19 protein-coding genes and 4 pseudogenes are annotated in these 25612 nt (G+C 65.2%); 18 read left to right on the top strand and 5 right to left on the bottom strand.

Going from position 1 to position 25612, the window contains the following annotated elements; all coding sequences use genetic code 11:
* The first annotated feature begins 21 nt into the window (after positions 1-21).
* From tssH to ACPCJR_RS24270, 10 genes are all read left to right on the top strand, one after another.
* Positions 22-2655, top strand: coding sequence for a type VI secretion system ATPase TssH (gene tssH, locus ACPCJR_RS24315; protein WP_391515887.1), 2634 nt, complete (start codon positions 22-24; stop codon positions 2653-2655).
* Positions 2656-2729: 74 nt separating this feature from the next.
* Complete coding sequence (locus ACPCJR_RS24310) at positions 2730-3206, top strand: Hcp family type VI secretion system effector (RefSeq protein ID WP_391515889.1); 477 nt, start codon at positions 2730-2732, stop codon at positions 3204-3206.
* Between the two features lie 109 nt (positions 3207-3315).
* Complete coding sequence (locus tag ACPCJR_RS24305) at positions 3316-4338, top strand: LysM peptidoglycan-binding domain-containing protein (RefSeq protein WP_391515891.1); 1023 nt, start codon at positions 3316-3318, stop codon at positions 4336-4338.
* Between the two features lie 13 nt (positions 4339-4351).
* On the top strand, positions 4352-6865 hold the full coding sequence (locus ACPCJR_RS24300) for a type VI secretion system Vgr family protein (RefSeq protein WP_391515893.1): 2514 nt from the start codon (positions 4352-4354) through the stop codon (positions 6863-6865).
* 6 nt (positions 6866-6871) lie between these two features.
* Positions 6872-7828 (top strand): DUF4123 domain-containing protein, encoded by a 957-nt coding sequence (locus tag ACPCJR_RS24295; protein WP_391515895.1) that lies wholly within the window; start codon positions 6872-6874, stop codon positions 7826-7828.
* A complete protein-coding gene (locus ACPCJR_RS24290; protein ID WP_391515897.1) occupies positions 7828-8535 on the top strand; it encodes a hypothetical protein in 708 nt (235 codons plus the stop codon). Before ACPCJR_RS24295 ends, ACPCJR_RS24290 begins: the two co-directional genes overlap by 1 nt.
* Positions 8536-8548: 13 nt before the next feature.
* Positions 8549-8998: a hypothetical protein gene (locus ACPCJR_RS24285; RefSeq protein ID WP_391515899.1), complete on the top strand. Its 450-nt coding sequence runs from the start codon at positions 8549-8551 to the stop codon at positions 8996-8998.
* A 160-nt stretch (positions 8999-9158) separates the two neighbouring features.
* A complete protein-coding gene (locus ACPCJR_RS24280) occupies positions 9159-9578 on the top strand; it encodes a tetratricopeptide repeat protein (protein WP_391515901.1) in 420 nt (139 codons plus the stop codon).
* A 36-nt stretch (positions 9579-9614) separates the two neighbouring features.
* Positions 9615-10322 carry a hypothetical protein gene (locus tag ACPCJR_RS24275; protein WP_391515902.1) on the top strand — a complete coding sequence of 236 codons (708 nt, stop codon included), beginning with the start codon at positions 9615-9617 and terminating at the stop codon, positions 10320-10322.
* Positions 10323-10775: 453 nt separating this feature from the next.
* Positions 10776-12377: a hypothetical protein gene (locus ACPCJR_RS24270; protein ID WP_391515904.1), complete on the top strand. Its 1602-nt coding sequence runs from the start codon at positions 10776-10778 to the stop codon at positions 12375-12377.
* A 120-nt stretch (positions 12378-12497) separates the two neighbouring features.
* On the opposite strand, the gene ACPCJR_RS24265 is transcribed toward ACPCJR_RS24270, so the two are convergent.
* The 3 genes from ACPCJR_RS24265 to ACPCJR_RS24255 form a co-directional block, all read right to left on the bottom strand.
* On the bottom strand, positions 12498-12836 hold the full coding sequence (locus tag ACPCJR_RS24265) for a hypothetical protein (protein WP_391515905.1): 339 nt from the start codon (positions 12834-12836) through the stop codon (positions 12498-12500).
* A gap of 27 nt (positions 12837-12863) precedes the next feature.
* Entirely contained in the window at positions 12864-14000 is a 1137-nt protein-coding gene (locus ACPCJR_RS24260; RefSeq protein WP_391515907.1) for a S8 family serine peptidase, read from the bottom strand.
* Between the two features lie 768 nt (positions 14001-14768).
* Positions 14769-14948 (bottom strand): hypothetical protein, encoded by a 180-nt coding sequence (locus tag ACPCJR_RS24255; RefSeq protein ID WP_391515908.1) that lies wholly within the window; start codon positions 14946-14948, stop codon positions 14769-14771.
* A gap of 144 nt (positions 14949-15092) precedes the next feature.
* On the opposite strand from ACPCJR_RS24255, the pseudogene ACPCJR_RS24250 reads away from it, so the two are divergent.
* From ACPCJR_RS24250 to ACPCJR_RS24240, 3 genes and pseudogenes are all read left to right on the top strand, one after another.
* Positions 15093-16235: pseudogene (locus ACPCJR_RS24250) on the top strand (IS3 family transposase).
* A 596-nt stretch (positions 16236-16831) separates the two neighbouring features.
* On the top strand, positions 16832-18757 hold the full coding sequence (locus tag ACPCJR_RS24245; RefSeq protein ID WP_391515910.1) for a hypothetical protein: 1926 nt from the start codon (positions 16832-16834) through the stop codon (positions 18755-18757).
* The gene (locus ACPCJR_RS24240) at positions 18705-19709 is read left to right on the top strand and encodes a carbohydrate kinase family protein (protein ID WP_391515911.1); all 1005 of its coding nucleotides are present in this window, start codon (positions 18705-18707) and stop codon (positions 19707-19709) included. Before ACPCJR_RS24245 ends, ACPCJR_RS24240 begins: the two co-directional genes overlap by 53 nt.
* Before the next feature lie 27 nt (positions 19710-19736).
* Here the strand turns inward: ACPCJR_RS24240 and ACPCJR_RS24235 are convergent.
* A pseudogene (locus ACPCJR_RS24235) lies at positions 19737-20174 on the bottom strand (NADAR family protein); the annotation flags it as partial.
* A gap of 163 nt (positions 20175-20337) precedes the next feature.
* Positions 20338-20601, bottom strand: coding sequence for a hypothetical protein (locus ACPCJR_RS24230; protein WP_391515913.1), 264 nt, complete (start codon positions 20599-20601; stop codon positions 20338-20340).
* A gap of 129 nt (positions 20602-20730) precedes the next feature.
* Here ACPCJR_RS24230 and ACPCJR_RS24225 point away from each other — a divergent pair, with 129 nt between their 5' ends.
* The 5 genes and pseudogenes from ACPCJR_RS24225 to ACPCJR_RS24205 form a co-directional block, all read left to right on the top strand.
* Positions 20731-21852: a phosphoribosyltransferase-like protein gene (locus ACPCJR_RS24225; protein WP_391515915.1), complete on the top strand. Its 1122-nt coding sequence runs from the start codon at positions 20731-20733 to the stop codon at positions 21850-21852.
* A complete protein-coding gene (locus ACPCJR_RS24220) occupies positions 21849-23747 on the top strand; it encodes a hypothetical protein (RefSeq protein ID WP_391515916.1) in 1899 nt (632 codons plus the stop codon). Before ACPCJR_RS24225 ends, ACPCJR_RS24220 begins: the two co-directional genes overlap by 4 nt.
* A complete protein-coding gene (locus ACPCJR_RS24215) occupies positions 23740-24927 on the top strand; it encodes a hypothetical protein (RefSeq protein WP_391515917.1) in 1188 nt (395 codons plus the stop codon). The genes ACPCJR_RS24220 and ACPCJR_RS24215 overlap by 8 nt, the downstream gene beginning before the upstream one ends.
* A 239-nt stretch (positions 24928-25166) precedes the next feature.
* Positions 25167-25433 (top strand): annotated as a pseudogene (locus ACPCJR_RS24210) (GNAT family N-acetyltransferase); the annotation flags it as partial.
* Between the two features lie 81 nt (positions 25434-25514).
* Positions 25515-25612, top strand: a pseudogene (locus tag ACPCJR_RS24205) (transposase); the annotation flags it as partial.

Raw genomic sequence — 25612 nt, 5'->3', positions numbered from 1 at the left:
CCAGAAGGAGAGTTGCCCCGTATGCCGACCTTCGACCTGCACGTGGTCGTGGGCCGCCTCGATCCCGGCCTGCGCCGAGCGCTGGAGCGGGCCGTCGGGCTCGCGGTCGGGCGTGAGCACGGCAGCGTCGAGGTGGAGCACTGGCTGCTCGCGCTGACCGAGGAGGGGGAGCGGTTCTGCGCGAATCTGCGGGCGCTGGGCTGCCCGGTGGAGACCGTCCGGGCCGAGTTGACCCGCGGCCTCGACCGGATGCGGCGCAGCGGCAGCGGCGCGCCCTCCCTGGCGCGGGGCACCCTCGGTTGGATCGAGGAGGCGTGGCTCACCGCCTCGCTCCGCTTCGGCCGCGACGCGGTCGCCCCGGCCGACCTCGTCCTGGCGCTGACCACCTCCACGGCCCTGCGGGCCGCGATCCGCGATGTCGCCCCCTCGCTGCGGATCGATCCGGGCGCGGCGGAGACGCACGCGACGGATGTGCCCGCGGAGACCCCGGAGAGAACATCCGGCGCGGCGGCAGGTCAGGACGGCCCTGAGATCGATCGCTACACGCTCGATCTGACGGCGGAGGCGCGGGCCGGGCGGATCGACCCGGTGATCGGGCGCGAGGCCGAGCTGCGGCAGGTCGTCGACGTGCTGCTGCGGCGGCGCCAGAACAACCCGATCCTCACCGGAGAGGCCGGCGTCGGCAAGACCGCGGTGGTCGAGGCGCTGGCCCTGCGCATCGCCGAGGGCAGCGTGCCCGAGCCGCTGCGCAAGGCCTGCATCCGTGCCCTCGATCTCGGCCTGCTCCAGGCGGGCGCCGGGGTGAAGGGCGAGTTCGAACGGCGGCTGACCGCGGTGATCGCCGCCTGCCGCTCGGCCGCCGTGCCGGTCATCCTGTTCATCGACGAGGCCCACACGCTGATCGGCGCCGGCAACCAAGCCGGGGGAAGCGACGCGGCCAACCTTCTCAAGCCCGCCCTGGCGCGGGGCGAGCTGCGGGCGATCGCGGCCACCACTTGGTCCGAGTACAAGCGCCACATCGAGCGCGACCCGGCGCTGACCCGCCGCTTCCAGGTGGTGAAGGTGGCCGAGCCCGACGAGGCGACCGGCGCCCGGATGCTGCGCGGGCTCGTGCCCGCGCTGGAGGCGCATCACGGCGTCACCATCCGCGACGCCGCCGTCGTCGAGGCGGTGCGCCTCTCGGCCCGCTACCTGCCGGCCCGGCAATTGCCCGACAAGGCCGTGAGCGTGCTCGACACCGCCGCGGCCGCGGTGGCGATCGGACACCAGGCCGATCCGCCCGCGATCGAGGATCTGCGGGCGGACCTCGCCGGCCTGGAGGCGGAGCGCGTCGCCGTCGCGCGCGATCCCGGCGCCGACCCGGCGGTCCTCGCCGAACTCGACGCCCGCTTCGCCGAGGCCGAAGAGCGACTGTCGGCGCTGCGCGACCGGCTCGGCCACGAGCGCGCGCTCGTGGCCGAGATTGCGGCGATCGATGGTGCCGGGGCGCAGGACGGGGCCGAGATCCGCGACGAGATCCACGATCGTCAGGCAAGCCTTCGAGCCGAACTCGTCCGGCTTCAGGGCGAGACGCCGCTGATCCACCCGGAGGTCGACCGCGCGGCGGTGGCCGCGGTGATCGCCCGCTGGACCGGCATCCCGGTCGGGCGGCTCGTGCGCGATGCCGCGCGGGCTGCGCAGGATCTCGAGGCGCGTCTGCGCGCGCGCGTCACCGGCCAGGATCCGGCACTCGCCACCATCGCGGCGGCGATCCGCACCGCGGGCGCCGGACTCGCCGACCCGCGAAAGCCGCCGGGCGTGTTCCTGATGGCGGGCACCTCGGGCGTCGGCAAGACCGAGACGGCGCTGGCGCTGGCCGAGGCCCTGCACGGCGGCGAGGCGAGCCTGACCGTCGTCAACATGTCCGAGTTCAAGGAGGAGCATAAGGTCTCCTCGCTGGTCGGCGCGCCGCCGGGCTATGTCGGCTACGGCGAGGGCGGCGTGCTGACCGAAGCGGTGCGGCGGCGCCCCTACGGCATCCTGCTCCTCGACGAGGTCGAGAAGGCGCATCCGAGCGTGCAGGACGTCTTCTACCAAGTGTTCGACAAGGGGAGCCTGCGCGACGGCGAGGGACGCGACGTCGACTTCCGCCACACCACGATCATCCTGACCGCCAATGCCGGCTCCGACACGCTGGCGGCACTGGCCGCCGACCCGGAGACGATGCCGGAGGGCGAGGCGCTGGTGGAGGCGATTCGCCCGGAACTGCTCCGCCACTTCAAGCCGGCCTTCCTCGGGCGGGTGACGATCGTGCCCTACCGCCCGCTCACGCCCGAGATCCTGGGCCGCATCGCCCGGCTGCAGTTGGAGCGGGTGCGGGAGCGCTTCGCGGGCGCCCACGGGGCGCGGCTCGCCTGGACGCCGGCCGTGGAGGACGGGCTCGTCGCCCGCTGCCTCGCCGCCGATATCGGCGCGCGCGCCATCGAGGGCGCGCTGACCCGCGAGGTGCTGCCGGCGCTCTCCGACCTGATCCTGGCCCACGCCCTCGACGGGCGCGCGGTGCCGCCGATCGATCTCACCGTCACGGGGGACGGCCGCTTCACGGCCGCGCCCGCCGCCGGAGCAACCGCCGGGGCCGCGCCGCCCCCGGTCGCGCCCCCGCCGCAGGTCTCCTGAAGAGGCCTCGGCGATCTCGCACGGGCCGGACGCCGCCCGCATCCACCACACGAGAGGACAGGGATTACACAGACATGCCGATTTACCTGCAGATCGACGGTATCCAGGGCGATGCCACCCACGAGTCGCACCGGCGCTGGATGGACATCGAATCCCTGCACTGGAACGTCACCCGCAACATGAACACCTTCGCGGGTTCGGCGGCCAACCGCGAGGCCTCCGAGCCGACGGTGAGCGAGGTGACGCTGACCAAGGTGAGCGATTCCTCCACCACGAAGCTGTTCCAGGAGGCCTGCGCGGGCCGCAACGGCAAGACGGCGGTGCTGCACCTCGTCACCACCGGCAACCCGGGCGACACCTACATCGAGTTCACCTTGCACAACACGCTGATCGCCGGCTACTCGGTCGGCAGCACGGGCGACCGGCCGATCGAGACGGTGACGCTGAACTTCACCAAGATGGAGGTGAAGTACACGCCGTCCGACAACCAGAACGCGGCGCAGTCGCCGATGATCGCCTGGTACGACCTCGCCACGGCGCGGGCCTCCTGAGCGGCCTCACCTTTCCAGCGACAATCGCGGAAGCCGCGCGCGCGGCTTCCGCCCGACCGCGGCCGCGGGGCGCCGTGGGGCGCGCCCGCCCGCCTTTCCGGGGGAATCGATGAAGCCCGTCCGCTACGTGCTCAAGGCCGGCGACACGCTGTGGAGCGTCGCCGAGGCGCATTACGGCGATCCCGGGCGCTGGCCCGACCTCTACGCCTACAACAACCGGCCCGACATCGTGGCCCTGACCGAACGGTCGATCGTCGATCCGGGCCGCCTCGCGCCCGGCCAGGCGATCTTCCTGCCGCCGGGCGAGGCGCGCTCGAGCCAGCGCCGCGCACCGGCGAGCCGGGCGACGAAGGGGGGCGCCCCGGCCTCCGGCCTCGGAGGCAGCGGGCTCACCGGCGGCATCCGCGGCGCCCAGGCGGGCGCGACCCTGACGGCCGGCGGCCTCGCGCCGAACCCGGCCGCCGAGACTTTCGTCAACGACTTCGCCCACGGGTTCAACCTCGACGGCACGCGGCTGTCGCTGCGGGGCGCGGGCTTCAGCGCAATCCTGACCCTCTCGGGCCTCGTCCTGCTGCAGAGGACGGGCCGGGTGCCGCTGATGCGCTACAGCAACCGCGCCGCCGAGGCGCAGGCGCGCGGCCAGTCCGCGCTGGTGCTCGGGCGCCTTCTCGCAACGGAGGAGACCCGGCTCGGCTGGAACCCCGGCAGAGCCCGCAGCCGGCTCGAGACGCCGCTCGCCGACCATGCCGGCGCAAAGCCGCCGGAGGCCGCCCTGGCCCGCGGGACGACCGCCCGGGGCGAGCCGGCCTGGATCGGCCGGATCGCGCTGCCCGACCTCGCCGGCCGCATCGCCGGCCATGCCTACGTGACCCGCGGCGTCTCCGTGGCCCTCACGGTGAGCGGCACACGGGATGGCGCGGCTGCGGCCGACGGCCAGGGCGGCTGGCTCTGGGTGGACGGCGAACCGAGTCCGGCCGTGCTGGTCCTCGGGGCGACCCTGTCCGAGACGGCCGTGACGGCGGGCTGCGGACTGGCCGACGCCGCCACGACTCTCGGAGCAAGTGCGGGACACGGCATCGAACCGGTGGCGGCGATGGCCGCCTCGTGGACGCCGGTGCAGATCGGCGGCTGAGCGGCGGCATGCGATGAACGAACCCGTACGCTACACGCAAGCCGGTCGCCTGATGGCGATCGAGACGGTGCTGGGCGAGGACGCGCTGCTGCTGGAGCGCTTCGAGATCGAGGAGGGCATCAACCGCCTCTTCACCCTCCAGGCCCGGGTGCGGGCCCAGCGCGCCGAAGTCCGCCCCGAGGAGATCGTCGGCACCGCCGCCGACCTGCTGCTCACGCTCGCCGACGGCAGCCAGCGCGCCTGGAACGGGCTCGTGACCGAGCTGCACGAGGGCCCGCTCGTCACCCGCGGCGCGCGCCAGTACGCCCTGACGCTGCGCCCCCGCCTCTGGCTGATGAGCCAGCGCCGCGACTGCCGCATCTTCCTCGAACAGAGCACGCTCGAGGTACTCGAGACCCTCTGCCGGGAGCACGGTATCCGCGACTATGATCTCGCCGGCATCACCAAGAAGCCGGAGAAGCGCGACTACGTCGTGCAGTGGAACGAGACCGATCTGGCCTATCTGCTGCGCCGTCTCGAAGAGGAAGGTCACTTCTACTGGTTCGCGCACGAGCGCGGCCGGCACACGCTCAAGCTCGGCGACCACCCCTACGCCTACGACGGCAGTGCGGAGACGCAGGTGCGGCTCGCCTTCGGCTCCTCGGATGCCGAGCACATCCACGACTGGCGCCGGCAGGTCTCGTTCACGCCGGGACGCCGCGCCGGAAAAGACTACGAATTCCTGACGCCCAACCTCGATCTCGCCTCGCGGACCCCCTCGATCGACCGAGTGCCGGAGAACGCGGCCTACGAACTCTACGAATACCCGGCGAGGGCCCTGACGCGAGAGGCGAGCGAGCAGGCCTCGCGCTTGCGGGTGCAGGCGACGGAAGGCGACTTCGACCGGGTCGAGGGCCGCTCCTCGGTGCGCACGCTGGCGGCGGGCGGGCGCTTCACCCCCTACGAGGTGGCGCACCCGGATCACGTCTACCCGGCGCAGGTGGTCACGCAGATCCTGCACCGGGCGGAGGACCCGACCTACGAGAGCGGGGCGGGCACGCCGCACTACGAGAACAGCTTCGCCACCCTGCCGGCGGACCGCCCGGCCACGCCGCACCGCACGATCCCGCGCCCGCGGATCGACGGGCTGCAGATCGCGCGGATCGCGGGGCCTGCGGGCGAGGAGATCCACACCGACGCGTACGGGCGCGTGAAGCTGGCCTTCCCCTGGGACCGGCGGGCGAAGGGGGACGGCACGGACACGGGCTGGGTGCGGGTGACGCAGAGTTGGGGCGGGACGACGTGGGGCCAGCAGATCATCCCGCGGGTGGGGATGGAGGCGCTGGTGGCCTACCAGGAGGGCGACCCGGACCGGCCGATCGTCACCGGCATCGCCCCCAACCCCAACAACCCGGTGCCCTACGCGCTGCCGGCGCACAAGACCAAGCTCGTGATCCGCTCCGACAGCTACAAGGGCACGGGCTACAACGAAATTTCGATGGAGGATGGGGCGGGTGCGGAGAACCTGTTCACGCACGCGCAGAAGGACATGACCACGAAGGTGCTGAACGACGCCACCGCCCGCGTCGACGCCAACCAGATCGGCAGCGTGGGAGCAAACCACTCGTTCGAGGTGGCGCGCAACCAGAACCAGGCGATCGGCGGCTCGCGCTCGCTGACGGTGGGGGCGGTGGGCGGTGCTGCGACGGCGGCGCTGGGGGCGGCGATGGCGGGTCTGTCGGGGCAGACCGCGGGCCTGCTCGGACAGGCGATGCAGGTCGCCATGCAGGCCGCGGGCGGCTCGGATTCAGGCGGTTCGGGCGAGGACGGAGGTTCGGGCTCCGACCCTGCCGCCCTGGCCGGGATGGCCGCGAGCTTTGCCGGGCTGGTCGGGGGCGGCGGGATCGGCGGTCTGCTCGGCGGCGGTGTCGATGGGGCGCGCGCGGGCGTCAACGACGCGAGCGTGCGCAGCATGCTCACGGGCGGTGGGGCCGGCATGGCGGGCTCGGGCGCGCAGCTCGCGGGTCAGGTCGGACAGATGATGGGCGGCCTGGGCGGTGTGATGAACACCCTGGTCTCCAACTTGAGGAACGACTCCACGGGCGTGGCCGCGACCGAGCAGGTCGGGGTGAGCAAGGTGGTCAATGTCGGGCAGACCTTCGCCACGCAGGTGGGCAAGGCGTGGTCGCTGTCGGTGGGCGAGAGCGCCAAGACGCAGATCGGCAAGACGGCGCAGGTGATCGTCGGGCAGGCGTCCGAGGAGCAGGTGGGCCAGACCAAGACGATCGATGTCGGTGCGGTGTTCGAGATCCAGGTCGGTGAGCGGTTCATGATCACGGTCGGCGAATGCCGGCTGCAGATGGACAAGTCGGGCACGGTGACGATCGAGGCGCCGAAGACGACGATCGTGAAGGGTGGGGGCGCGCAGTTCACGATCGGGCCGGGGCCGATCCTGTACGTGCCGGACTTGGTCAAGGGCGGTGGTGGTGCGCCTCCGGCCAACTGCCTCAGGCGCGCCGCTGCCAGCGGCTCCGCATTCGTGAAATAGCGGACGATGACGCACGACCTCTCGTCCGGCTTGGGCCCTTCGGCGACGCTGTCGGCCGCTGTGGCGTGGCTGCCCGAGCCGGCCTTCGCCGTCATCGACGGCGCCTGGTTCGACGATCTCCCGTCGATCTTGACCGCCGCCCGGCTCACGCATCGTTCGCTCTTCCGCGACGAGGGCGATCGGGACACGCTTCTGGCTGGCCCTTGGCTCGTCGATCTGGGCGGCGTCGATCACGCCGCTCGGATCGATCGCGTTCTTTCCGTGGCAGGCGGACATCCCGCTCTGGTGGTCTGGTCATGCCCGGCGGGTGAGGCGGCGCTCCACCGGCACCTGCGCGGCCTCAACGAGGTGATGTTCCCGCGCCGGCCACGTCTTGGGCCAGACGCAGACGCGTTCGTCGAGCCGGCCGGCGCGACGCACGAGCGCCTGCTGTTCCGCCACTGGGACCCGCGAGTGCTGGCCTCGGTGGCGCCTCTGCTCGACGAAGAGCAGGCCGCCCGCCTCCTCGGCCCCTCGCAAGGCGTCGCGCTCGATGCCGGCTACGGACGCGGTGTAGCGTTGATCCGCCGCCCGGAGGGCCTGCCGGATGCGCCGGCCGGACCGCTTCGCTTCACGCCCGAGCAGATCGCCCAGCTCGATGCGCAGTACGCCGAGCGTTTCCGGTGGAACACGGTGGCCTACCTGCGGCGGCACTGCGCGGAGGAACTCGCCGATCTCGACGACCGCACGCTCTTCGCAGGCGTCGTGCGCACCGAAGCGCAGGCGCGCGCCCTGGGGCTGCACGAGGGTCCGCAGCTGCGCAAATGGGCGTGGCTGTGCGCCCAGCCCGACTTCGCGGGGCACGAGGCGGCGACGCGCGCCTTTCTCGCGGATCGTGCGAACGGCCGTGATCCGAGCGCGCGGTTCGAGCGGATGTGGACGCGGATCGTCGAGCGCCTCGATGCCGGGCGGGAGATGTTCTGATGGCCGGTGGCGGCGGACCAAGCGATACTGACGACAACCTGCCTTCGGCGTCCGATGCGCGCTCGCCATCCTTCGACACGCCGCGCATTCGCGATCCGCTGAGTCCGGGGCCGGCGTTCGTCGATCCGTACGGCAACCCCAAGATCGGCGGTGGGTTCGGCGTCGGTGGTGGCGGGCCCGGCAGCGGTGGGGCGCGCGGTTCGAGTGGTTCGGGTAGCGCCGGCGGACGTGCATCAGGTAGCCGCGGGCGAGGACAGAACGCGCGGAATGCAGGGAGCGGCGGCGACAAACAAGCGGACGAACCCAATTGCGATCTGCTGTGCGAAGCTGTTAAGCAACGCCAGTCCAGAAAGAGACGTCGGAGATATGTTGGGAAGACGCCAAACAAAGACTCTCCGACTGGCCTAAAAGTCCGGGAAAGAATGCGCTCCGAAGGGAATCTGCGCGACAACCCTCTGACAGGCAAAGAAGAATTTCGAGATCCCAATGGGAAATGGTATCCTGTTGACTCAAAAGACACAATTATGGGGCACTATCCCGTCGATGCTGTGGATTATTGGAATGACAATGGTAGATTTTCAGGGGCCAGATCGCCCGTAGTTCGGAAATGGATGCTGGATTCAGATAATTACAGACTTGAGTATGGGCCTGAGGGTTTTAGCCGCGGAGCGAAGACAAAGTCAAAATATCTCCCTCCAATGGACTAACGAAAGACTCTCGATGGATAACTTTGTTAAACTTGAAAAAAAAACAAGCTCTGAGATCGACCAGCTGCTTAGATCAGCTGGCTTAGCTGCGCGCACCGCTGATCTAAATCAAGCCATCACGCTTTGTCTCAAGGCTTGGGCTCGTTTACCCGAACCTAAGGATAGGTGGGATTTTTATCCTCAGATTATTTCGAGAGGTTTGGTGGAATATTATACTAAGATAGGAGATAAGGAGAATATGGAAAAATGGATTGACCTTACTTATTATGCATACCGTGATGATTCTCGAACTGATATATTCTTAAACATGCTAGAGGCAGAGTGCTTGTATAAAATGGGTATAGACAGCAGGGCATTCGACATTATCGCTCAAGTTGAGAAAGTGACTGGAAAAATCCCTCCAGAAAATCTAAACAACGCTTCCGTCAAAGCATATTTGAATTCCGCGTCGATAAAATCATAAATTAGCGGGCTAGAAATTTCGTTTGCACAAGATAAGTTAGTCTAGATTGCTATGTATAATCGAAATTTATCCAATAAATAACTTATATGTCACACCTTTATTTCAGTCTCCCAATTTTAAGTGCAATATTTATCTGCTGAGGTCGAGGAAGGTTTGACTCATGGAACTCGACTCCGAGATCTACAATTCTATCAAGCTCCTTAGTGCGCGCGGCGAACATCTCGTCGATCGCGATCGTTATTTGGAGGCCGTGACTGCCTTCAAGACGGCGATCGACCTGCTTCCGGAGCCCAAGGAACAGTGGAGCGCCTGGACTTGGCTTGCTGCCGCAATCGGTGACGCATACTATCTCGACGACCGGTTCGCTGAGGCGCGCTCTTGGTTTCGCGCCGCAGTGGCTGGCCCGGATGGGCTGGGCAACCCGTTCATCCATCTCCGCCTTGGGCAGACCGCTCGCCGCCTGGGTGATGAGAAGCGGGCCGTGGACGAACTCCTGCGCGCCTATATGGGCGATGGCGTGGACGTATTCGAAGACGATGTCGAAGACTTGGCCTTCCTGAGGGCCCATGTGAAGCTGTGACGACACGATACGCTGAAGTCCGGCCTGGGCGGCGTGATGAACACCATGGTCTCGAACATGCGCAACGACAGCACGGGCGTGGCCGCGACCGAGCAGGTTGGGGTGAGCAAGGTGGTGAACGTGGGCTCGGCCTTCGCCATGCAGGTGGGCAAGGCGTGGTCGCTGTCGGTGGGCGAGAGCGCCAAGACGCAGATCGGCAAGACGGCTCAGGTGATCGTCGGGCAGGCGTCCGAGGAGCAGGTCGGCAAGACGAAGACGATCGATGTCGGTGCGGTGTTCGAGATCCAGGTCGGCGAGCGGTTCCTGATCACGGTCGGCGAATGCCGGTTGCAGATGGACAAGTCGGGCACGGTGACGATCGAGGCGCCGAAGACGACGATCGTGAAGGGCGGGGGCGCGCAGTTCACGATCGGGCCGGGGCCGATCCTGTACGTGCCGGACTTGGTCAAGGGTGAAGCGCCGCCTCCGCCCTGCCCCGATGAAGTCGAGGCGCTCACGACCTCGGAGCTGAGGCAGGTAGCGCATGCGGCGCGCGACAGCGCGGCCGAAGTGGGGCTGCGCGGGCCTGAGGACGAAAGGCGCTGGGCCTATCTGTGGCTCAAGACCGGCGGTGAACTGGACCAGGAAGGCGTTCACGCCTTCCTGGCAGATTCGGACCACGGTACGACTGTACGGGAAAGGTTTGACCGGCTGTGGACTGAGACACTCGCCAACCTCGTTGCCCAGGCGAGTGCGGGCCGATGATCTGGCTTTTGCCTCTTATGCCGGCCATCGCTGGAATCGGCGAGCGAATGGCGGCCGGTGCTGCGGCTCGGGCCGCGGCGCAGCGTGCGGCTCAGCGCGGTGCGCGCGAAACAGCTCAAGCCGCCGTAAGCCGAATGAGCAAGAACAGGGACAAGCCAAACGGGTGTTCAGTGCTGTACCGACCCGTAGTCGGAAAGCTTGGAAAGGGTGCGAGGATCGTGCTTCAATCTGCTGCAAATGCAGGGAAATTTTGATGGAGCGGGCGATCGGGATCGAACCGACGACATTCAGCTTGGGAAACGGACTCGGGTGTGTCGACCGTGAAGTATCGAGCTAGTCGATTTTCCTTAAATCCCTTTGGGTCCAAAGGCTTTTGACATTTAAGCGAGTCTATGGGGATGATAGGATCTCCATCGCCCGTTGTACGGGCTGTTGTACGAGCTTTGAATCGCCATGGCATCCGAAAAATTCTCAACGAGCACCCGAAGGATCTCGAACGAGGATGTCGCCGCTGCAGTGAAGCATGCTGCGGCCGGGAAATTCAAAGGCATGAACGTCGAGTGGCGTTCCAAGTCCGAGCCTGCTCTCGTACTCCGAATGAGGGCTATGAAGGTGTCGTGGCTCCTTCGCTATCGAAGCAAGACGGTGACGCTCAAGGTTCCGATCGAGACAGACGTCGGCGTTATCGAGATGGGGGCCCATCTCGCACGCCTGATGCTCGGCGAAGGCGGCGACCCAAGTCTCGCGTTGCGCAATTTCGAGGAGCTGGTCAGGGATACGACGGGACAGCCTGAGCAGTTCACTCTCATCTCCGTGCGCGTCCTTGAGATTCTGCCGAGCAACGGCGGCGAGAAGGTAAACACTTGGACGTGGGGCGAAGGCGTGGAGGCCTTTCTCGCCATGAAGCGGAAAAAATTGAAGGAGCCATGGCGAACTGAATACGAAAAGACGCTGAGGCTCCCTCCCTTCCAGAAACTCTGGAACTTACCTTTGGCTTCTCTGGATATCGGACAGCTAGACGATGTTCGCGACGCAATCGCAGAGTTGCGTGGCGAATCGACTGTCTACAGGGCGGTCCAGCAATCGAAGGCCATGCTTGATTGGTCTTGGAAGTACAAAGCGAAGGCCTCCGGTCTGACAACCCAATACGACTGGTGGCGGCGATGGTCAGTCGACTATACACCGAAAAGGAGACGCCGTAAGCCGACCATTCGTGAGGTAGCTCGAACCCTGCTGTTGGCCGAGCGTCACCGTTCTCTCTCCGAACGCGAGCATGCCACTGGTCCCGGTGCGCTCGGCGCTCTCTGGGCCGTAGCACTTACGGCTCAACGCGCCAGTCAGATTGTTGGGATGCGGGCCGACCGTATGTTCGTCTACGATGACGTCCAGGCCGACGCACGCTCGCCGCGTCCACACCCAACGGGGCTATCGTTCGACGACGGACTGCCGGGTGATTGGCGTATCTACAACTGGACCTTGAATGAAATGAAGGCATCCCAGGGTGACGAGCTGCCTCACGCGCTTCCGTTGCCCCCGGAAGCAGTGAGCATATTGCTGAGCTTTCAGAACTTGGAAGGTCCGCGGAAGACCCCGTTCTTATTTCCGAGCGCCAAAAGTTCTTCCAGTATCACTAAATCCGGATTGAACATCTTGTTGTATCGCTTGGATGGTCGCCGCCAGCAGGGAACGCGAGCTTCAAAAGCAAAAAAGCCGAGACCCCCCAAGGTGCAACGACCGCCGCGGCCAAGTCTATTTGAAATACACAATATTCGGTATTGGTCGCCCCATGATGTGCGCCGAACGTTGACGACGTTCCTTCGAGATCGACGACTAGGTGGCGCCGCATCGGCTATCCTCGGACACCGCGACGACCGGGATTCTCACGATGCAGACAACGACCGAATGAACGAAGTTACGGAGATCCACTATAATCAATCCCAGAGGATCGGGTTAAAGGCTGAAGGCATGAAATTATGGGTGGATGCTCTTCTGTCCGCTTATCGCGAAGAGGTTATAATTTTCGACAATCAGTTTCCGGCAGACGTATCTGTATAGTGGATCCCGGCGATTGCGCGGACGGCCCCGTTGATGATCACCGGTGATGCAGTCGGTCCCGGATGGGTGATAATTTCGGCTGTTGCAAGCGATCAGCGTCGACTGGTCGCGTCGTTTTCTTCAAGGTTCCTGAACAATTTGCATATTACTTGGAAAGTCGACACGGATGTCGGACGATGACAGGTCCGCCTTGAGGGAGGGCAGGCTTTCAACAGGTACGATAACATCGATTGTCTGGCCCGTGACCGAAAGGGATCCTGGCACGATCTGGCCTCCGTGAGTCGCGATTCGGAGTTCGAGATCATGCCCCCAGGCCTCGAGTGCCAACCGGCGCTCCTGCCTTGATTGATCCCCGAACCAGCGGCGGCATTGCGCCGTGATGCGAACGCCTTCGTCCCCGCCTGCAGTCGGGACCGTCATACCGCGATTGCGCAGCTTCTCGATCTCACGGGCTTCCATAGCGAACCCTTATAGCACAGGCATCGGTCACGTAGTAGGTACGATAGCACCATAGCGCGCCAAGTCGAGACGGCCTTCGCCCACGACGTTGGGCGGCTGCGCGAGACCGGAAGTTGATTGGGCAAGGAGAAGTTTTTTGATGGTCGCGGGGGTCGTCGGGTCTCCCCGTTCGCGGCAATGCTCGAGCAAGAGTGCTACGGCCCCCGCCACGATAGGCGTGGCCATTGAACTGCCGCTCTCGCGACTGAACAGGTCCACGCGTTGGGCGGCAGAGTCGGGCCTGCCGTCCGGCAGTCGCGGCACCGGAACCGTCGACATCACGTTGACCCCGGGGCCCGCGAGATCCGGTTTCGTCTCTCCGTAGGCTGTAGGGCCCCTGCTTGAGAAATCGGCAGGAAGGAATGTACGTTTCGTCAGTGCGCCGACCGTGATTGCTCCGCGCGACTGGCCCGGACAGCCGAGTTCGGTGTCGACGGTGTTTCCATAACCGAACCGCCTCAGGCTCTCCGCTCGGCTGTGCTCGTTGCCCGCCGCGACGCAGGCGATGACGCCAAGGGCCACGGCGTTGTCGATCGCCGTGCAGAGGGGGCAACGCCCATCGGCGCAAGCCCAACCATGGCCGCGGTCCGACCATGCCGGGAGGTGATTGAAGCCGAGGCTCAAGGAGATCACGTCGGCACCGAGATCGAGCGCTGCGTCGATCCCCTTGGTGACCTGCGTGTACTGGCCGCTTCCGTCGCGTTTCAGCACCTTGACGTTCAAGAGATCAACGTCTGGGGCGACACCTCGGAACACGGTATCCTTCGATGCGATCGATCCCGCACAATGCGTGCCGTGCCGTCCCGGCAGCGCAACGTCCTCTCCACATACGCTTACGGATGCGGCGACCGCGAGGTAGGGATGTTGCGTGTCGACCCCCGAATCTAGGACCGCTACACGGACCCCGCGGCCCGTCAATCGGCCCACCTGGCTCTGAAACTGGCTCAGACCTACGTCGATGATCGCATCGTCCATCAGTGTCGGGTTCATCACTGGATCGAGCTCGATGAGACTAACGTCGTCATTGTTGTGCAGCGCAAGCGCTTGTTGCGCGGGAACGGATGCAGCAAGGGAATTTGCCAAAATCAGCGGCATGCCCTCTCCCTTTGTCAGCAGTTCCCTCATCGGCTCGATCTCCGCCCCGATCCGAGCCTTGAACTCCAGCCACGTCTCACCTTGTTTCGGTCGACGTGTCCCAAACTGCACAACGAGCGGAAGGCACCCCTCAGCCGCCTCGCCTCCGACATGGGCCGCGACCGCTAGCATCTCCCGTTCGTCGAGAGCACGTCCAACTCCGCCGATGCGGCGCAGTACGTTCTGCAGTAGAGGACCGACCCTCATATTTTCAGCTCCGCAATCATACGGCCTCGCCCTGAATACGGTCGTCCGTTCCAGTTCGAGACCAACTTAACGTCAGGACGCCGCTCCCGTACAAGAGGATTTTCCAGTGTCTACTGCTAGTCGAATTTGCTCGGCTGAGATCCGGTCTGCGTCCAGCATTTCAACAGTCTGCCATAAATAATCTGGCATCCGCTCTGCTTAGCGAGGCCTCTGTCCATTTACGATAGCTTGAAATAGCGCCTTCGCCTGACTGGCACGCCGCAAAGAACAGGTGGCGCTCGGCCTCACATACTGCGCCGCGCAAACCATGACGGGCTGACTTCTGGGGGTTCCGGCGACGCCCGGCGATCGCTCCCTCGCCATTCTCCGGATTTCGTCTATCCCGGTTCGGCGGAATGATAACCTATCCACATACCTTCCTGCTCACCGCTTTGCTTGAAATGCCCGATGCGCTAGCTTCCCTCGAAATTTCCGCATCCGAGGCCTGACTATGACAACTCTGCCCGCTGAAGCAGGCGGCTTCTCAGAACAGGTACGCGGCAACCCGCCCGATTATGTCCCGAAGGCCGTGTCCCGGCCTGAAAGTCCGCTGATGCACGACCATCGCCGCCGCAACGTCTCGGTCCAGAACTGAGCCCATTCGCAGGCGTGGGTTCTGATCGCGCGTGTCTTGGCATTGATCATCCCGCAATCGGGGCAGGCTTGGGACGTGCCGGGCGGATCGGCAATCACGACATCAGCACCAGCGTTCGCAGCTTTGTACTGGACAAGTTGGACGAGGAGAGACCGCGCGGCGTCGTGAACGGACCGTGACCTGACCGGCTGGCTTTGGACCGGGCGGATTGAGAGGATCTGCCAGGATCAAAGGAGTTGGATATGCGGCGAGGCCAGAAGACGAACGCGGAGCAGGTCGTGCTCAAGCTGCGTCAGATTGAGGTGCAGACGGCCCAGGGCAAGAGTTTGGCCCTTGCATGCAGGGAGGCGGAGATCTCCGAGCAGAGTTACTACCGCTGGCGCAAGGAGTACGGCGGCCTTCAGGTCGATCAAGCCAGAAAGATGAAGGATCTGGAGCGCGAGAACGCTCGGCTGCGCCGGCTCGTCGCCGACCTTTCCCTAGAGAAGCAGGTGCTGGCGGACGTTGCCTCGGGAAACTTGTAGCCCCCGAGCGGCGCCGGCAGGTAGTCGACGGCATCCGTGAGAAGTACGGCCTCTCGGAACGTCACGCCTGTCGGATCGTCGGCCAGCACCGGGGCACGCAGCGCTACGTGCCGACCGTACTGACCGATGAGGATGAGCTGACCCAGGCCATCATCGCCCTGGCGTCTTCGTCACGGACGCTACGGCTACCGCCGCGTCACCGCGCTGCTTCAGGCGGCCGGCTGGCAGGTAGGCAAAGACCGGGTTCAGCGCATCTGGCGTCGCGAGGGGCTGAAGGTCCCCAGCCGACATAGACCCCGCAGCCGCCTGTGGCTGAACGACGGCTCCTGCGTGCGGCTACGACCACTTCACCGCAATCACGTCTGGAGCTTCGACTTCGTGCAAGCCCAGACGCACGATGGCCGCAGCCTGCGCATCCTGACTCTGATCGACGAGCACAGCCGGGCTTGCCTGGCGCTGAAGGTGGCGCGGCGCATCAACAGCCTCCGTGTGATCGAGGCGCTGGCCGACGCGATGTGCCTGCACGGCATCCCAGAGAACATCCGCTGCGACAATGGTCCTGAGATGATCGCAAAGGCGTTGCGGAAGTGGGTCGCAAAAGCTGGCTCGCAGATCCAGTACACCGCGCCAGGATCCCCGTGGGAGAATGGCTATTGCGAGAGCTTCAACGGCAAGCTTCGTGACGAGTGTCTACGCCAGGAGATCTTCTACTCGCTGAAGGAAGCACAGATCAGGATCGGTCTCTGGCAAACCACCTACAACCGCGTCCGACCGCATTCTTCGCTAGGCTATCGGCCGCCCGCGCCCGTCAGCTACCCAAATCTGGCTTTCCGGCTACCCATGGCCGCGACCATGCAGTAGCCTCTCAATTGGCTCGGTCCACAATACCGGTCAGATCAAATCGCCGCCGACCTGTTTCTGAACCTCATCCTCGGCCGCAGTTCGAAGCAGGCCCTGTACGGCATCGAGGCGGACCCGGAAGCACAGGAAAGGCGCCGGCGCGCCGCCGTTGAGCTTTTCCTGGCAGGTGTCCGGGCTGATCCCTCCTGATGCTTGCCATCTGCCCCCCGGTCGCATCGTCCTGGATGTCTGCTCCGATATCTTAGTGAAGCTCGGATCGATGGTTTGTCCCCGAGGCGGGGCGGCCACTGGACCGGACGCCTCCGCCGACATGCGTCCGCTCCATCTACGAAGTTAAACACTCGAAGCCGGACAGCCGAAATTTCCGGACGTCCGCCTATCACGCCGCCGTCGAAATCAAGCAGGCATGTTCGGCGGCCGACGACGTTTCGTCACCGGATGGTGCATCCTCACCGGTTCGACTCCCGATCGGATCTGTTATGGAACATAGAAGGAACAAGATGCCACCCCTCGGCAGGGGCGGCCTCTCGACGGCCTGACGAGCAGGGCCGGTCGATTTGACGTACAGGTTCGGATCGGATGATTGAAAGGGCACGATGACGATCTTTGCCGACAAGCTTGCATCGCTGGCCTCGACGGTCCGCATGGGCGGCACGGGACCGGTCCAGGCGCTCGCGGCAGCGCTTCAGGGAGGTGCCGGTCGACCAGCCGTCGCGATCGGATCCGGCGGCTCGGCGATCATGGCCGAGTTCTTCGCCCGTTGTAGGTCCACGCTCGGCCTGGGACCGACTGTCGTGCAGACACCCATGGAATTCGTCCTCTCGCAGGATGCCTGGGAGACCTTCGACGTTTGGCTGTTCAGTGCCGGAGCGGACAACCCCGACGTATCGGCCGCACTCACCGCGGCGACGGGATCGCGCGCCGCCGGAATTCTGGTCCTCACAGTGAACCCACATGGGGCGACGGCCATCGCCGCCGGCAAGCTGGGACGCGCGCAGGTTCTGGTCGCACCCGTCGCAGAACGCAAGGATGGGTTCCTCGCGACGCACTCGCTCGTCGCGATGGTGACCTGCACGCTTGCTGCCGCGGACCTGCTGGCCAAGCGGACTCCGGTCCCATTGTCGGTGGAGCGCTACGCCGCCGAGGTCGAGCGCCTCGTACATGGGATTGGGGAGGGCGCCTCAGCCTTCCGGGCAGGGGACACGGTCGTCGTCCTCCACGATCCACAATGCCGGACCATCGCAGTGCTCATCGAGACCTCGCTTTGGGAGACGGGCATCGCCCCGGTCCAGCGCACCGACTTCCGAAACTTCGCACATGGCCGGCACGTCTGGGCTGCACGCCATCCGGACAGCATGTTCATCCTCGCCATCACGACGGCGGTGTCACGAGGGATATGGGCGCCGATCCGGGACGCGCTGCCCCGGACCGTGCGCATGGGGGAGGTCGATCTGGGACAGGCCGGGCGCCTCAGGACCGCAGCGTCCGTCGTCGAGGGCTTGGTGGCCGTGCGGTCTATGGGTGAGGCGACGGAGACCGATCCGGGAAGGCCGGGAAGGGGCGACTTCGCCCCGGCGATCTACGGGGATGCCGCCTTGGCGACCCTGGCAGGCCGGCTCGGCCCGTCCCCCCGGCACAAGCTTGAGGCGGTGCATCGGCATGACGATCCTGCTTGCCCAGACGTCCCAGTCGACTTTGCGCATGAAGCATGGCTCGACTCCCTTCAAGACAGCCGCATCGGCGGCATCGTGCTCGACTACGACGGAACCGTTGTCGCGACCGAGGCCCGGTTCGATCCGCCTAGGAAGGACGTGGTCGACGAACTCGTCCGGCTAGCGGATTCTGGCATCGTCGTGGCCTTTGCGACGGGCCGAGGCGGCTCCGCCGGCGAGGCGCTGCGCCAAGCCCTTCCCGCCCACCTTCATCCCGGGATCACGGTAGGCTACTATAACGGTGGCCATATCAGGCCGCTCAGCGTGAACATCGAGGACGATCCTCCCGAAGCCAACCGAGACCTGGCAGCCCTGGCCGATTGGATTGAGCGCGAGGGACTTATGAGGCCTGGGGCCACTCTCAGGCGCGGTCGGATCCAGGTCACCGTAAGCCATGCGGACGTGCTGGAGCCCGCCGCATTCATCGCGTCGCTCGACGAGTTCCCAGCGATTGCGCAGGGCAGGATCAAGGGAACGAGCTCGCACCACAGCTTCGACCTGCTGCCTTCCCGGACGAGCAAGACGCTGGTCTTGGGCGATCTTTCGAGGATCGCGCCCGCCGGCGTTCAGGTGCTGGCGATCGGCGACAGTGGGGAGCCCGGCGGCAATGATGCCGAGCTGCTGGCTGTGCCACCCAGCATCAGCGTCGACGGAGTCTGCGGCAGTCTCCGCGGCTCGTGGTCCGCATTCGGTCGTACGATCCGAGGGCCGAACGCACTGCTGCGGATTTTGCGCGCGTTGCGCGTGGAGAACGGGCATGGTCGGCTCGACCTTCGATTCCTCGCAGCGAGTTCCCATGACCGGGCGTGAGCAAACGGCTCCATGCCGTCGAGGCCACGTCGTCGGGACCGGCTTCGTCGCACTCGACCGCATTCACGTTGGAACGACGCGGCCGCTTTTCGAGGAGCTGGGAGGATCCTGTGGTAACGTGCTGATCTCACTGGCGATGCTCGGCCGGCCGGTCGTACCGCTGCTTCTACTCGGCATGGATCCGGTAGGTGCGCGATTGGAGCGCGACCTTCGCTTGGCCGGTGCGGACACGCACCACGTCGCCCGGGTGCCGGAGGTGCATTCGCCGGTCGTCGTCGAGCTGCTCGACCCCGCCTCGGGCGACCATCGGTTCTCCTCTGCCTGGCCGGAGTCGAAGGATGCACTCGGGGCCTTCGAGCCGATCACGCGGCGCCAGCTGGATACCGCAAAGCCGCTGGTGACCTCGTGCGCGATCTTCTACTCCGACCGGGTTTCCGGGACGATCTGCGAGGCGATGGAGGCGGCTGCCGCGGGCGGCGCGATCGTCTACTTCGAACCATCGTCGATCGGCGAGCCGGAACTGTTCGACCGCGCCCTCGCTACCACGCATATCCTCAAATGCTCGACCGAACGACTCCCCTCCGATGTCATCGCACGCCTGCGTCCTGAGGCCTTTGGGGTCGTGACGGCCGGCGAGAGGGGACTGGAGCTTCACCACGACGGCAGATCATGTCGCTTCCCGGCCCACGAGGTCGAGGCTCTGAAGGATGCGTGCGGCTCGGGCGACATGGTCACCGTGGGCCTGATCGACACCCTCCTACAGTCCTGGGCTTCCTGCCCTTCGGCTCTCTCGATCGCGTCGATGCACGCCGGGATCGTTGCTGGGCAGCGGCTGGCGGCCGCGAACTGCGCCCACGTCGGCGCTCGTGGACTGTTCCGCGAGTGGGGCGCCCCCCATGCCCGGTCGATCCTCGCCGAGGTCGCGGCGGGCGTCGGGCGGCGCGAACCCTGACGCGTCCGCTTCGACCCGCAGCTCAGCCCGCAGCTCCATCAGCAGTTCGCCAAGCATATTGCGCCCGGCGCCGTTGACCTCGCCCCAGAGCCTGTTGACCTCGTTGTCGACCGTGGCGCTCTCGACCAGCCGCGCCCCGCCCGTTGAGAGTAGCAGCTGGCGTAGATCCTCGTGCTGCGTGAACTTCGCTCGCAAGACGCCGCGCATCCTGTCGAATTTGGTTCGCGACCAGCCCGGGACGATGTCCCAATAGTATAGCCCGTGGGCGGCCATCGCGACCAATGCTGGCGAAGGAGCTGCCAGGACCCAAGCCCTTACTGCGGGCTTGCGGGCCTTTCCCGCCTGATAGGCGTGCTCGCTCGTCGCGAACGTCTCGCCTTCGAACTCGAGGGGCCGGCGGTAGAGGTTGCTGAACGCGCCGTAGGGTTTCTCGCTCGCTCTGTAGAAGCGGATGTCGGCATCCATAGCGGTCGCGCCTCCTTGCGAATCGGCGTGCTTTCTGATTGCTTAATAGCATGAAACCGAGTGCCGAAGATAGAGCAAACTTGGCGGCCCGGATCGTCCGTGCACGGCAGATCTGCGGACTGACGAATGCAGAAATTGCCTTAAAGGCAAGTGTCGATCCTGGTCAGACTTCGCGGATACTTGCCGGCAGGTTCAGAACAATCAGCGGCAATGTATTGCAAATATGCAACGTGCTTGGCTTCGATGCGCAGGTCGATGGGATGAGGTCGGACGCTTCGTCCAGGTCGACGTCGACGGAAGTTGCCTGGGCGAGGCTCGAGGCCTCCGTCCGGCGGGCTTGGGACGAGACGCCGGCAGGCGCCGAACGGTTGGCGCGGGTGATCGACGCGGTAGCGGAGGTCGGCCGCCGATAGTGCGCCACCTGCAACGCAGGATTTCTCCACACGACGCCGTTCGCTGTGAATCTGAGTGCAATGGAAACTGTGCCGTGTATTGCTGGACACGATGTAACCCGGTCCGAAGCGACCGGCGTGTCGGCGAGACCGGGAGGAGGAGGGTGAAGAAGGAACTGGCCGAGGCTCTCCTGGCCAAGATCATGGACTGGTCCGACCAGGAAAAGGCGCGGGAACGGGCTCGCCTGGAAACTTTCGCGGGCTACAAGTACGACGAGTACCAGCAGTTCTCGCCGGGTCGCCGATTCATCGAGAGTCTCGCCCTGTGGCTGGCTCAGTTCAGGGCGGGCGACGAACGTCGGACGGCCTACGATTTCGTATGCGGCCGCCTCATCTTCTTCAGCGCGAGCGAGGTGAACCACCTCGTGGAGCTGACCTTCCCGACCATCATCCGGCCAGGGCTGATCGCAAGGGCGTCCGACCGCAGCGGCGTACCTCCCGAGCGCATAAAGGCGGCCACAGCGACGATCGAGTACCGCACGCTGCACCGTCGCACGCTGTATCTGGGGATGAGCGACGGTGCGCGAACGGACTGGTTTCGCCGCGCGAACCCGTCTGTGTCGAACGAACAGGTCTTCCATGCCTACGATGTCTCGGCGGTCAAAACCTCCGACATGGTAGCCAGTCTGAAGAAGGATCTCGCCGCTCTGACGGGCGCCGAACCCGTCGGCGACGCGGCCTTGTTCGAGAACGTGGTCCTCCTGGACGACTTTACCGCCAGCGGCACAAGTGCAATTCGTTTCGACTCCGACAGTGGCAAGTGGAAGGGCAAGATTCCGAAGATCATCGAGGAACTGGAGAAGCCGGAGAGGCTCGGCGCCTGCGTGGTCTCGGGCGTCAATGTCATCATCGTCGCCTACGTCGCGAGCGACCAGGCGATCGATCACATCAGAGACCTTCTGCCCCGCCTGCCCTTCGCCAAGGGGACCGTCGAATTTCATGTGGTCTGCCGGCTTGGACCGGATGTGCCGCTCGATCCCGCGCGCGATGCCGCGTTCTTCCAGCTCATGGCCGACGACCGATACTTCGACCCCGATGCGGACGACGAGCACGGTGCGGTCGGCGGCACGACGAAACGATACGGCTACGCCGACGGCCGGCTGCCGGTGGTGTTGGCCCACAACACGCCGAACAACTCCGTATACGTACTTTGGGCTGAGGACGTGCATGCTGTGCGCGGCCTGTTTCCCCGCGTCAGCCGCCACCGAAAGTTTCAGCAGCCGTGAGGAACCCGTTCCGCATACGCGCGTCTCAACGCGCCGTCGCCGACGAGGAATTCGTTCGCCTGTTCGGAGCGGGCGCGCTCGATCTCATGCAGAGCGTCGGCGACCCTTGGGGCAGCCTCGTTTTCCTCCGAAGCGCCCCGGGCGGTGGCAAGACGACATTTCTGCGCCTGCTCACCCCGCGTCCGCTCCGCCTCGCCGACTCGCTCGCCAGTGGCAGTCCGAACGTCAAGGCCACCCAGGAAGCGCTCCGCGACGTAGGCGCGATCGGTACGCACGGGCCTGAACTGCTGGGCGTCATGGTCGAGTTCACCAGCGAGTATCGCGAACTGGCGGCTTTCGACCGCGGCAACGCCCTATTCCGGGAGCTGGTGAATTCGCGCATCGTCATCGCCACGCTCCGCGCCGTACTTGAGCGCGTCGAGCGGCCGTTTCCCCGCGACCTGGATCAGATCCGGTTCGAGTGGGAGCCCGAATCCGGTAGCACGATCCCCGCCAGCGCCACCGGCCAAAGGCTGTTCGATTGGGCGTCGCAGATCGAGACGGACTTCTACGGACGCATGGACGTTCTCGGCGATCCGGAGCCGATCAGCGGCGGACATGCCCGCCTCGACGGGCTGAAATGGTTCGCCCACGCGCGCATCACCGGCCACCAAGGGGAAGTGGCGGCAAAGCGCGTCCTTCTGTTCGACGAGTTGCAGACGCTCTCGGCCGGGCAGCGCCAGTCGTTGATCGACTTCATTTCGGGCGCCAGGGAGCGATGCGGCGTCTGGATCGCCGAGCGCCTAGAGGCGCTGACTCACAAGGATCTCCTCTCGCAGGGCGCCCTTGAGGACCGAGACTACAACGGCATCATCCAACTCGAGCGCAGGTGGAGCGATCGGAAGGCGGCGGCTTATGCGAAGTTCGTCGAGTCGATCGCCAAGCTCAGGGCCGCCAAAGCCGACAACTTCGGCGAACGCGACCTCTTCTCGCTTCTCTCGAACGGCGACGACCTCGCAGTCTGGGGGAGCGCCTTCGAGAAGGCCTGCGCCGACATCGAGGCGAGAACGCTCAACGGAACGAGCGCCAATCCCCGCTATGATGTCTGGCTCGAAGCGGCGCGCGCGAAGAGCGGCAATGCGGTGGAGCGCGCGGTGCACTGGCGCATGACCGAGATCCTCATTGCCCGCGACCGCAAGAATGCCCAGCAGGCCTTCGACTTTCTCGCTCTGTCGGAGGATGAGTTCGGGAAGCGCCAGAGCAACGCCTTGGCACGCGCCGCTGAGCATTTCGTGCGCACGGAGATCGGAGCCCCGATCTATTTCGGGCGCGAGGCCTTGAGCGACGTCTCCTCGTTCAACGTCGACCAGTACCTTGAGGTCGCCGGCGAGGTGTTCGAGGAGCTGTCAGCCAAAATCCAATATCAGCGCGACAGACCCTTGCCGCTTGCGGCGGAGCGACAGCACGGCATCATGCGCGACGTCGCACGGAATCGATGGGAAGGCCTGATCCGGCGCCTACCGCGCGGACGCGAGGCGCGAACGCTCCTCGAAGGCATCGGCGCATTCTGTCGCGCGCAGACGTTCCGCGAAAGCGCACCCTACGCCCCGGGGGTCACCGGCATCGCGATCACAATGCAGGACCGCGGGACGCTGATCGACAGTTCCGACGAGAAGATCAAGCACTTGCTCGGCTTGCGCGACGTGCTCACCTCGCTGGTCGCGCACAACCTGCTGATTCCCAGGCTCGACCACCGCAACAAGGACAAGAGCTATGTCGTATTCTACCTGAACCGGCTCTTGTGCGTCCATTTCGGCCTGCCGCTAGGGTACGGCGGTTGGCGGGAGAAGAAGCTCAAGGACCTCATCGATTGGCAGGAGCACGGCAGCCAGGAAGAGGAGCCGACCTTTGTCTGAGGGCGAAGCGGTCATGCGATGGGATCCGTATTCCCTAACCTGCGACAGCGACTTCGATGGCTTCTGGTCGCGGCTCCTCGGCCAGCGCGCCCGGCGCTTGCTGCTGGTCCTCGGAAAGGGCTTCGACGTGCGTGCGCTCGAGGCCGCACGGCGGCTGCGCAGTCTTGGCGCTGACCTCGACGTCTGGCTGCTCGCCTTCCACAACGGACAGGATGACAGCGAGCTACGCCGCAGGAGGACGGACGGCAACTTCGAGGGCCTCACCCGGCTTTTCGGCGTGTCCCGCATCAGTGTGATCGACATCGACATCGGGGGAGCGTTCGCCTCTCCCGTAGCCTCGGTCAACACGTATCGCCAGCTGCGCGGCGCCGGCGACCCGACGCGGTACGACGATGTGATCGTAGATATCAGCGCCATGCCTCGCATGGTCGCGATGACCAGCGTCGCGGTGCTGCTCAAGATGCTCGACGACGCCGGCAGGACCGGAAAATGCGTCAACCTTCACGTCGCGACGGTCGAGAGCGTCTCGGCGGATCTGAACGCCGGCCAGGGATCGCTCCGCGACCAAGTCTCTTTCGTGCGAGGATTCTCCGGCGAGCTCACCGCGCAGACGACCAAGGATCTTCCACATGTCTGGTTTCCCGTGCTCGGCGAGAATCAGCGCGACCGTCTCGACAGAATTCACCAGCATCTGACTCCCGACGAGATCTGCCCGGTCATTCCATTCCCGTCTCGCGAGCCGCGTCGAGGCGACGAGATCATCTACGCCCACCGGGAGCTCCTATTCGACACGTTTCAGGTTGAGCCGAAGAACATCCTGCTCGCTTGCGAGTATAATCCCTTCGAGGCCTATAAGCAGTTGTTCGAGGCAATGGACCGCTATCGACGTGCGCTGGGCGAGCTCGGCGGCTGCAAGGCGTTCGTATCGCCGCTCTCCTCCAAGCTTCTGTCGATCGCGGCGCTGCTTGCCTGCTACGATCACCTGTTCGGTGAGGTGCCAGGCAAGCGCCTCAAGGTCGGCATCCCGTACATCGAGACGGCAGTCTACGCCGATCCGACGCAGGAGCCCGATACGCCGTTCGAACTCTACTCGATGTGGATTCGCGGTGAGTGGGAGCTTCCGACAACGGAGACTTCCGAGGAGGCCGTCCTCGAAGGCCCCTCCGGACGCCCCAAGTGACGCGAGTTGGCTGGCGAACATCCGGCGACGGCCGACGTCCATGTGCCGATGGTGCTCGGCGTATGAAGAGCGTGCGTGCTGCCGCTAGCGCTTGCCCCTTCGCCGGAACGGGCATGGCGGCACGTCGTCTTCCACCTCATCGCGAGCTAAGCGGGAAAGTGGGTGACGACGATGGATTGAAGGCGGCGTATCGAGGCGGGTGTCGAGCCAGCCAGAACCTCTCATCAGAGCGATAGGCCATGGAAAGCCCTACCAACATCGTGCGACTTCGTCAGCCCGAGGACATCGACGATCCCCTAACCGAAGTGCTGCGAGCCGGGGCTCGGCGCCTTCTCGCGCAGGCGGTCGAGTTTGAGGCCGAGGCCTTTTTGACGGCGATGCACTACCGTCACACGGTCGAGAACTCGGTCTATGTCACACAGGCCGCTCATCGGAGCGGGGTTGGAGAGGCTTTGCTCCACGCGCTGGTAGCCCGCTGCGAGGCTGGCCCTTGGCGTCAGATGGTGGCTGTGATCGGCGGCAGCGCGAACGCTGGTTCGATCGCCCTGCACCGGAAGGCGGGATTTACGCACGTCGGCACCCTAAGTTGTGGCCTCGATCTGGCTACCCAGCAATCCGGCACCTTCCGCGGCCAGACCAAACTGTCGAAGTACGGCAACGCCCGGCTCAGGCGTACGCTTTGGCT

Source organism: Methylobacterium sp. NPDC097929 (assembly GCF_049543375.1).
Lineage (GTDB): Bacteria > Pseudomonadota > Alphaproteobacteria > Rhizobiales > Beijerinckiaceae > Methylobacterium.
Note: the sequence above shows the minus strand (reverse complement) of the source record. Positions and strands in the feature narration are given on the sequence as shown.

Coding starts and splice junctions, on each gene's coding strand:
- ACPCJR_RS24280 (WP_391515901.1), top strand. CDS start 9,159: ATGGAACTCGACTCCGAGATCTACAATTCTATCAAGCTCCTTAGTGCG.
- ACPCJR_RS24305 (WP_391515891.1), top strand. CDS start 3,316: ATGAAGCCCGTCCGCTACGTGCTCAAGGCCGGCGACACGCTGTGGAGC.
- ACPCJR_RS24240 (WP_391515911.1), top strand. CDS start 18,705: ATGGTCGGCTCGACCTTCGATTCCTCGCAGCGAGTTCCCATGACCGGG.
- ACPCJR_RS24245 (WP_391515910.1), top strand. CDS start 16,832: ATGACGATCTTTGCCGACAAGCTTGCATCGCTGGCCTCGACGGTCCGC.
- ACPCJR_RS24310 (WP_391515889.1), top strand. CDS start 2,730: ATGCCGATTTACCTGCAGATCGACGGTATCCAGGGCGATGCCACCCAC.
- tssH (WP_391515887.1), top strand. CDS start 22: ATGCCGACCTTCGACCTGCACGTGGTCGTGGGCCGCCTCGATCCCGGC.
- ACPCJR_RS24290 (WP_391515897.1), top strand. CDS start 7,828: ATGGCCGGTGGCGGCGGACCAAGCGATACTGACGACAACCTGCCTTCG.
- ACPCJR_RS24260 (WP_391515907.1), bottom strand. CDS start 14,000: ATGAGGGAACTGCTGACAAAGGGAGAGGGCATGCCGCTGATTTTGGCA.
- ACPCJR_RS24270 (WP_391515904.1), top strand. CDS start 10,776: ATGGCATCCGAAAAATTCTCAACGAGCACCCGAAGGATCTCGAACGAG.
- ACPCJR_RS24285 (WP_391515899.1), top strand. CDS start 8,549: ATGGATAACTTTGTTAAACTTGAAAAAAAAACAAGCTCTGAGATCGAC.
- ACPCJR_RS24265 (WP_391515905.1), bottom strand. CDS start 12,836: ATGGAAGCCCGTGAGATCGAGAAGCTGCGCAATCGCGGTATGACGGTC.
- ACPCJR_RS24300 (WP_391515893.1), top strand. CDS start 4,352: ATGAACGAACCCGTACGCTACACGCAAGCCGGTCGCCTGATGGCGATC.
- ACPCJR_RS24295 (WP_391515895.1), top strand. CDS start 6,872: ATGACGCACGACCTCTCGTCCGGCTTGGGCCCTTCGGCGACGCTGTCG.
- ACPCJR_RS24275 (WP_391515902.1), top strand. CDS start 9,615: ATGAACACCATGGTCTCGAACATGCGCAACGACAGCACGGGCGTGGCC.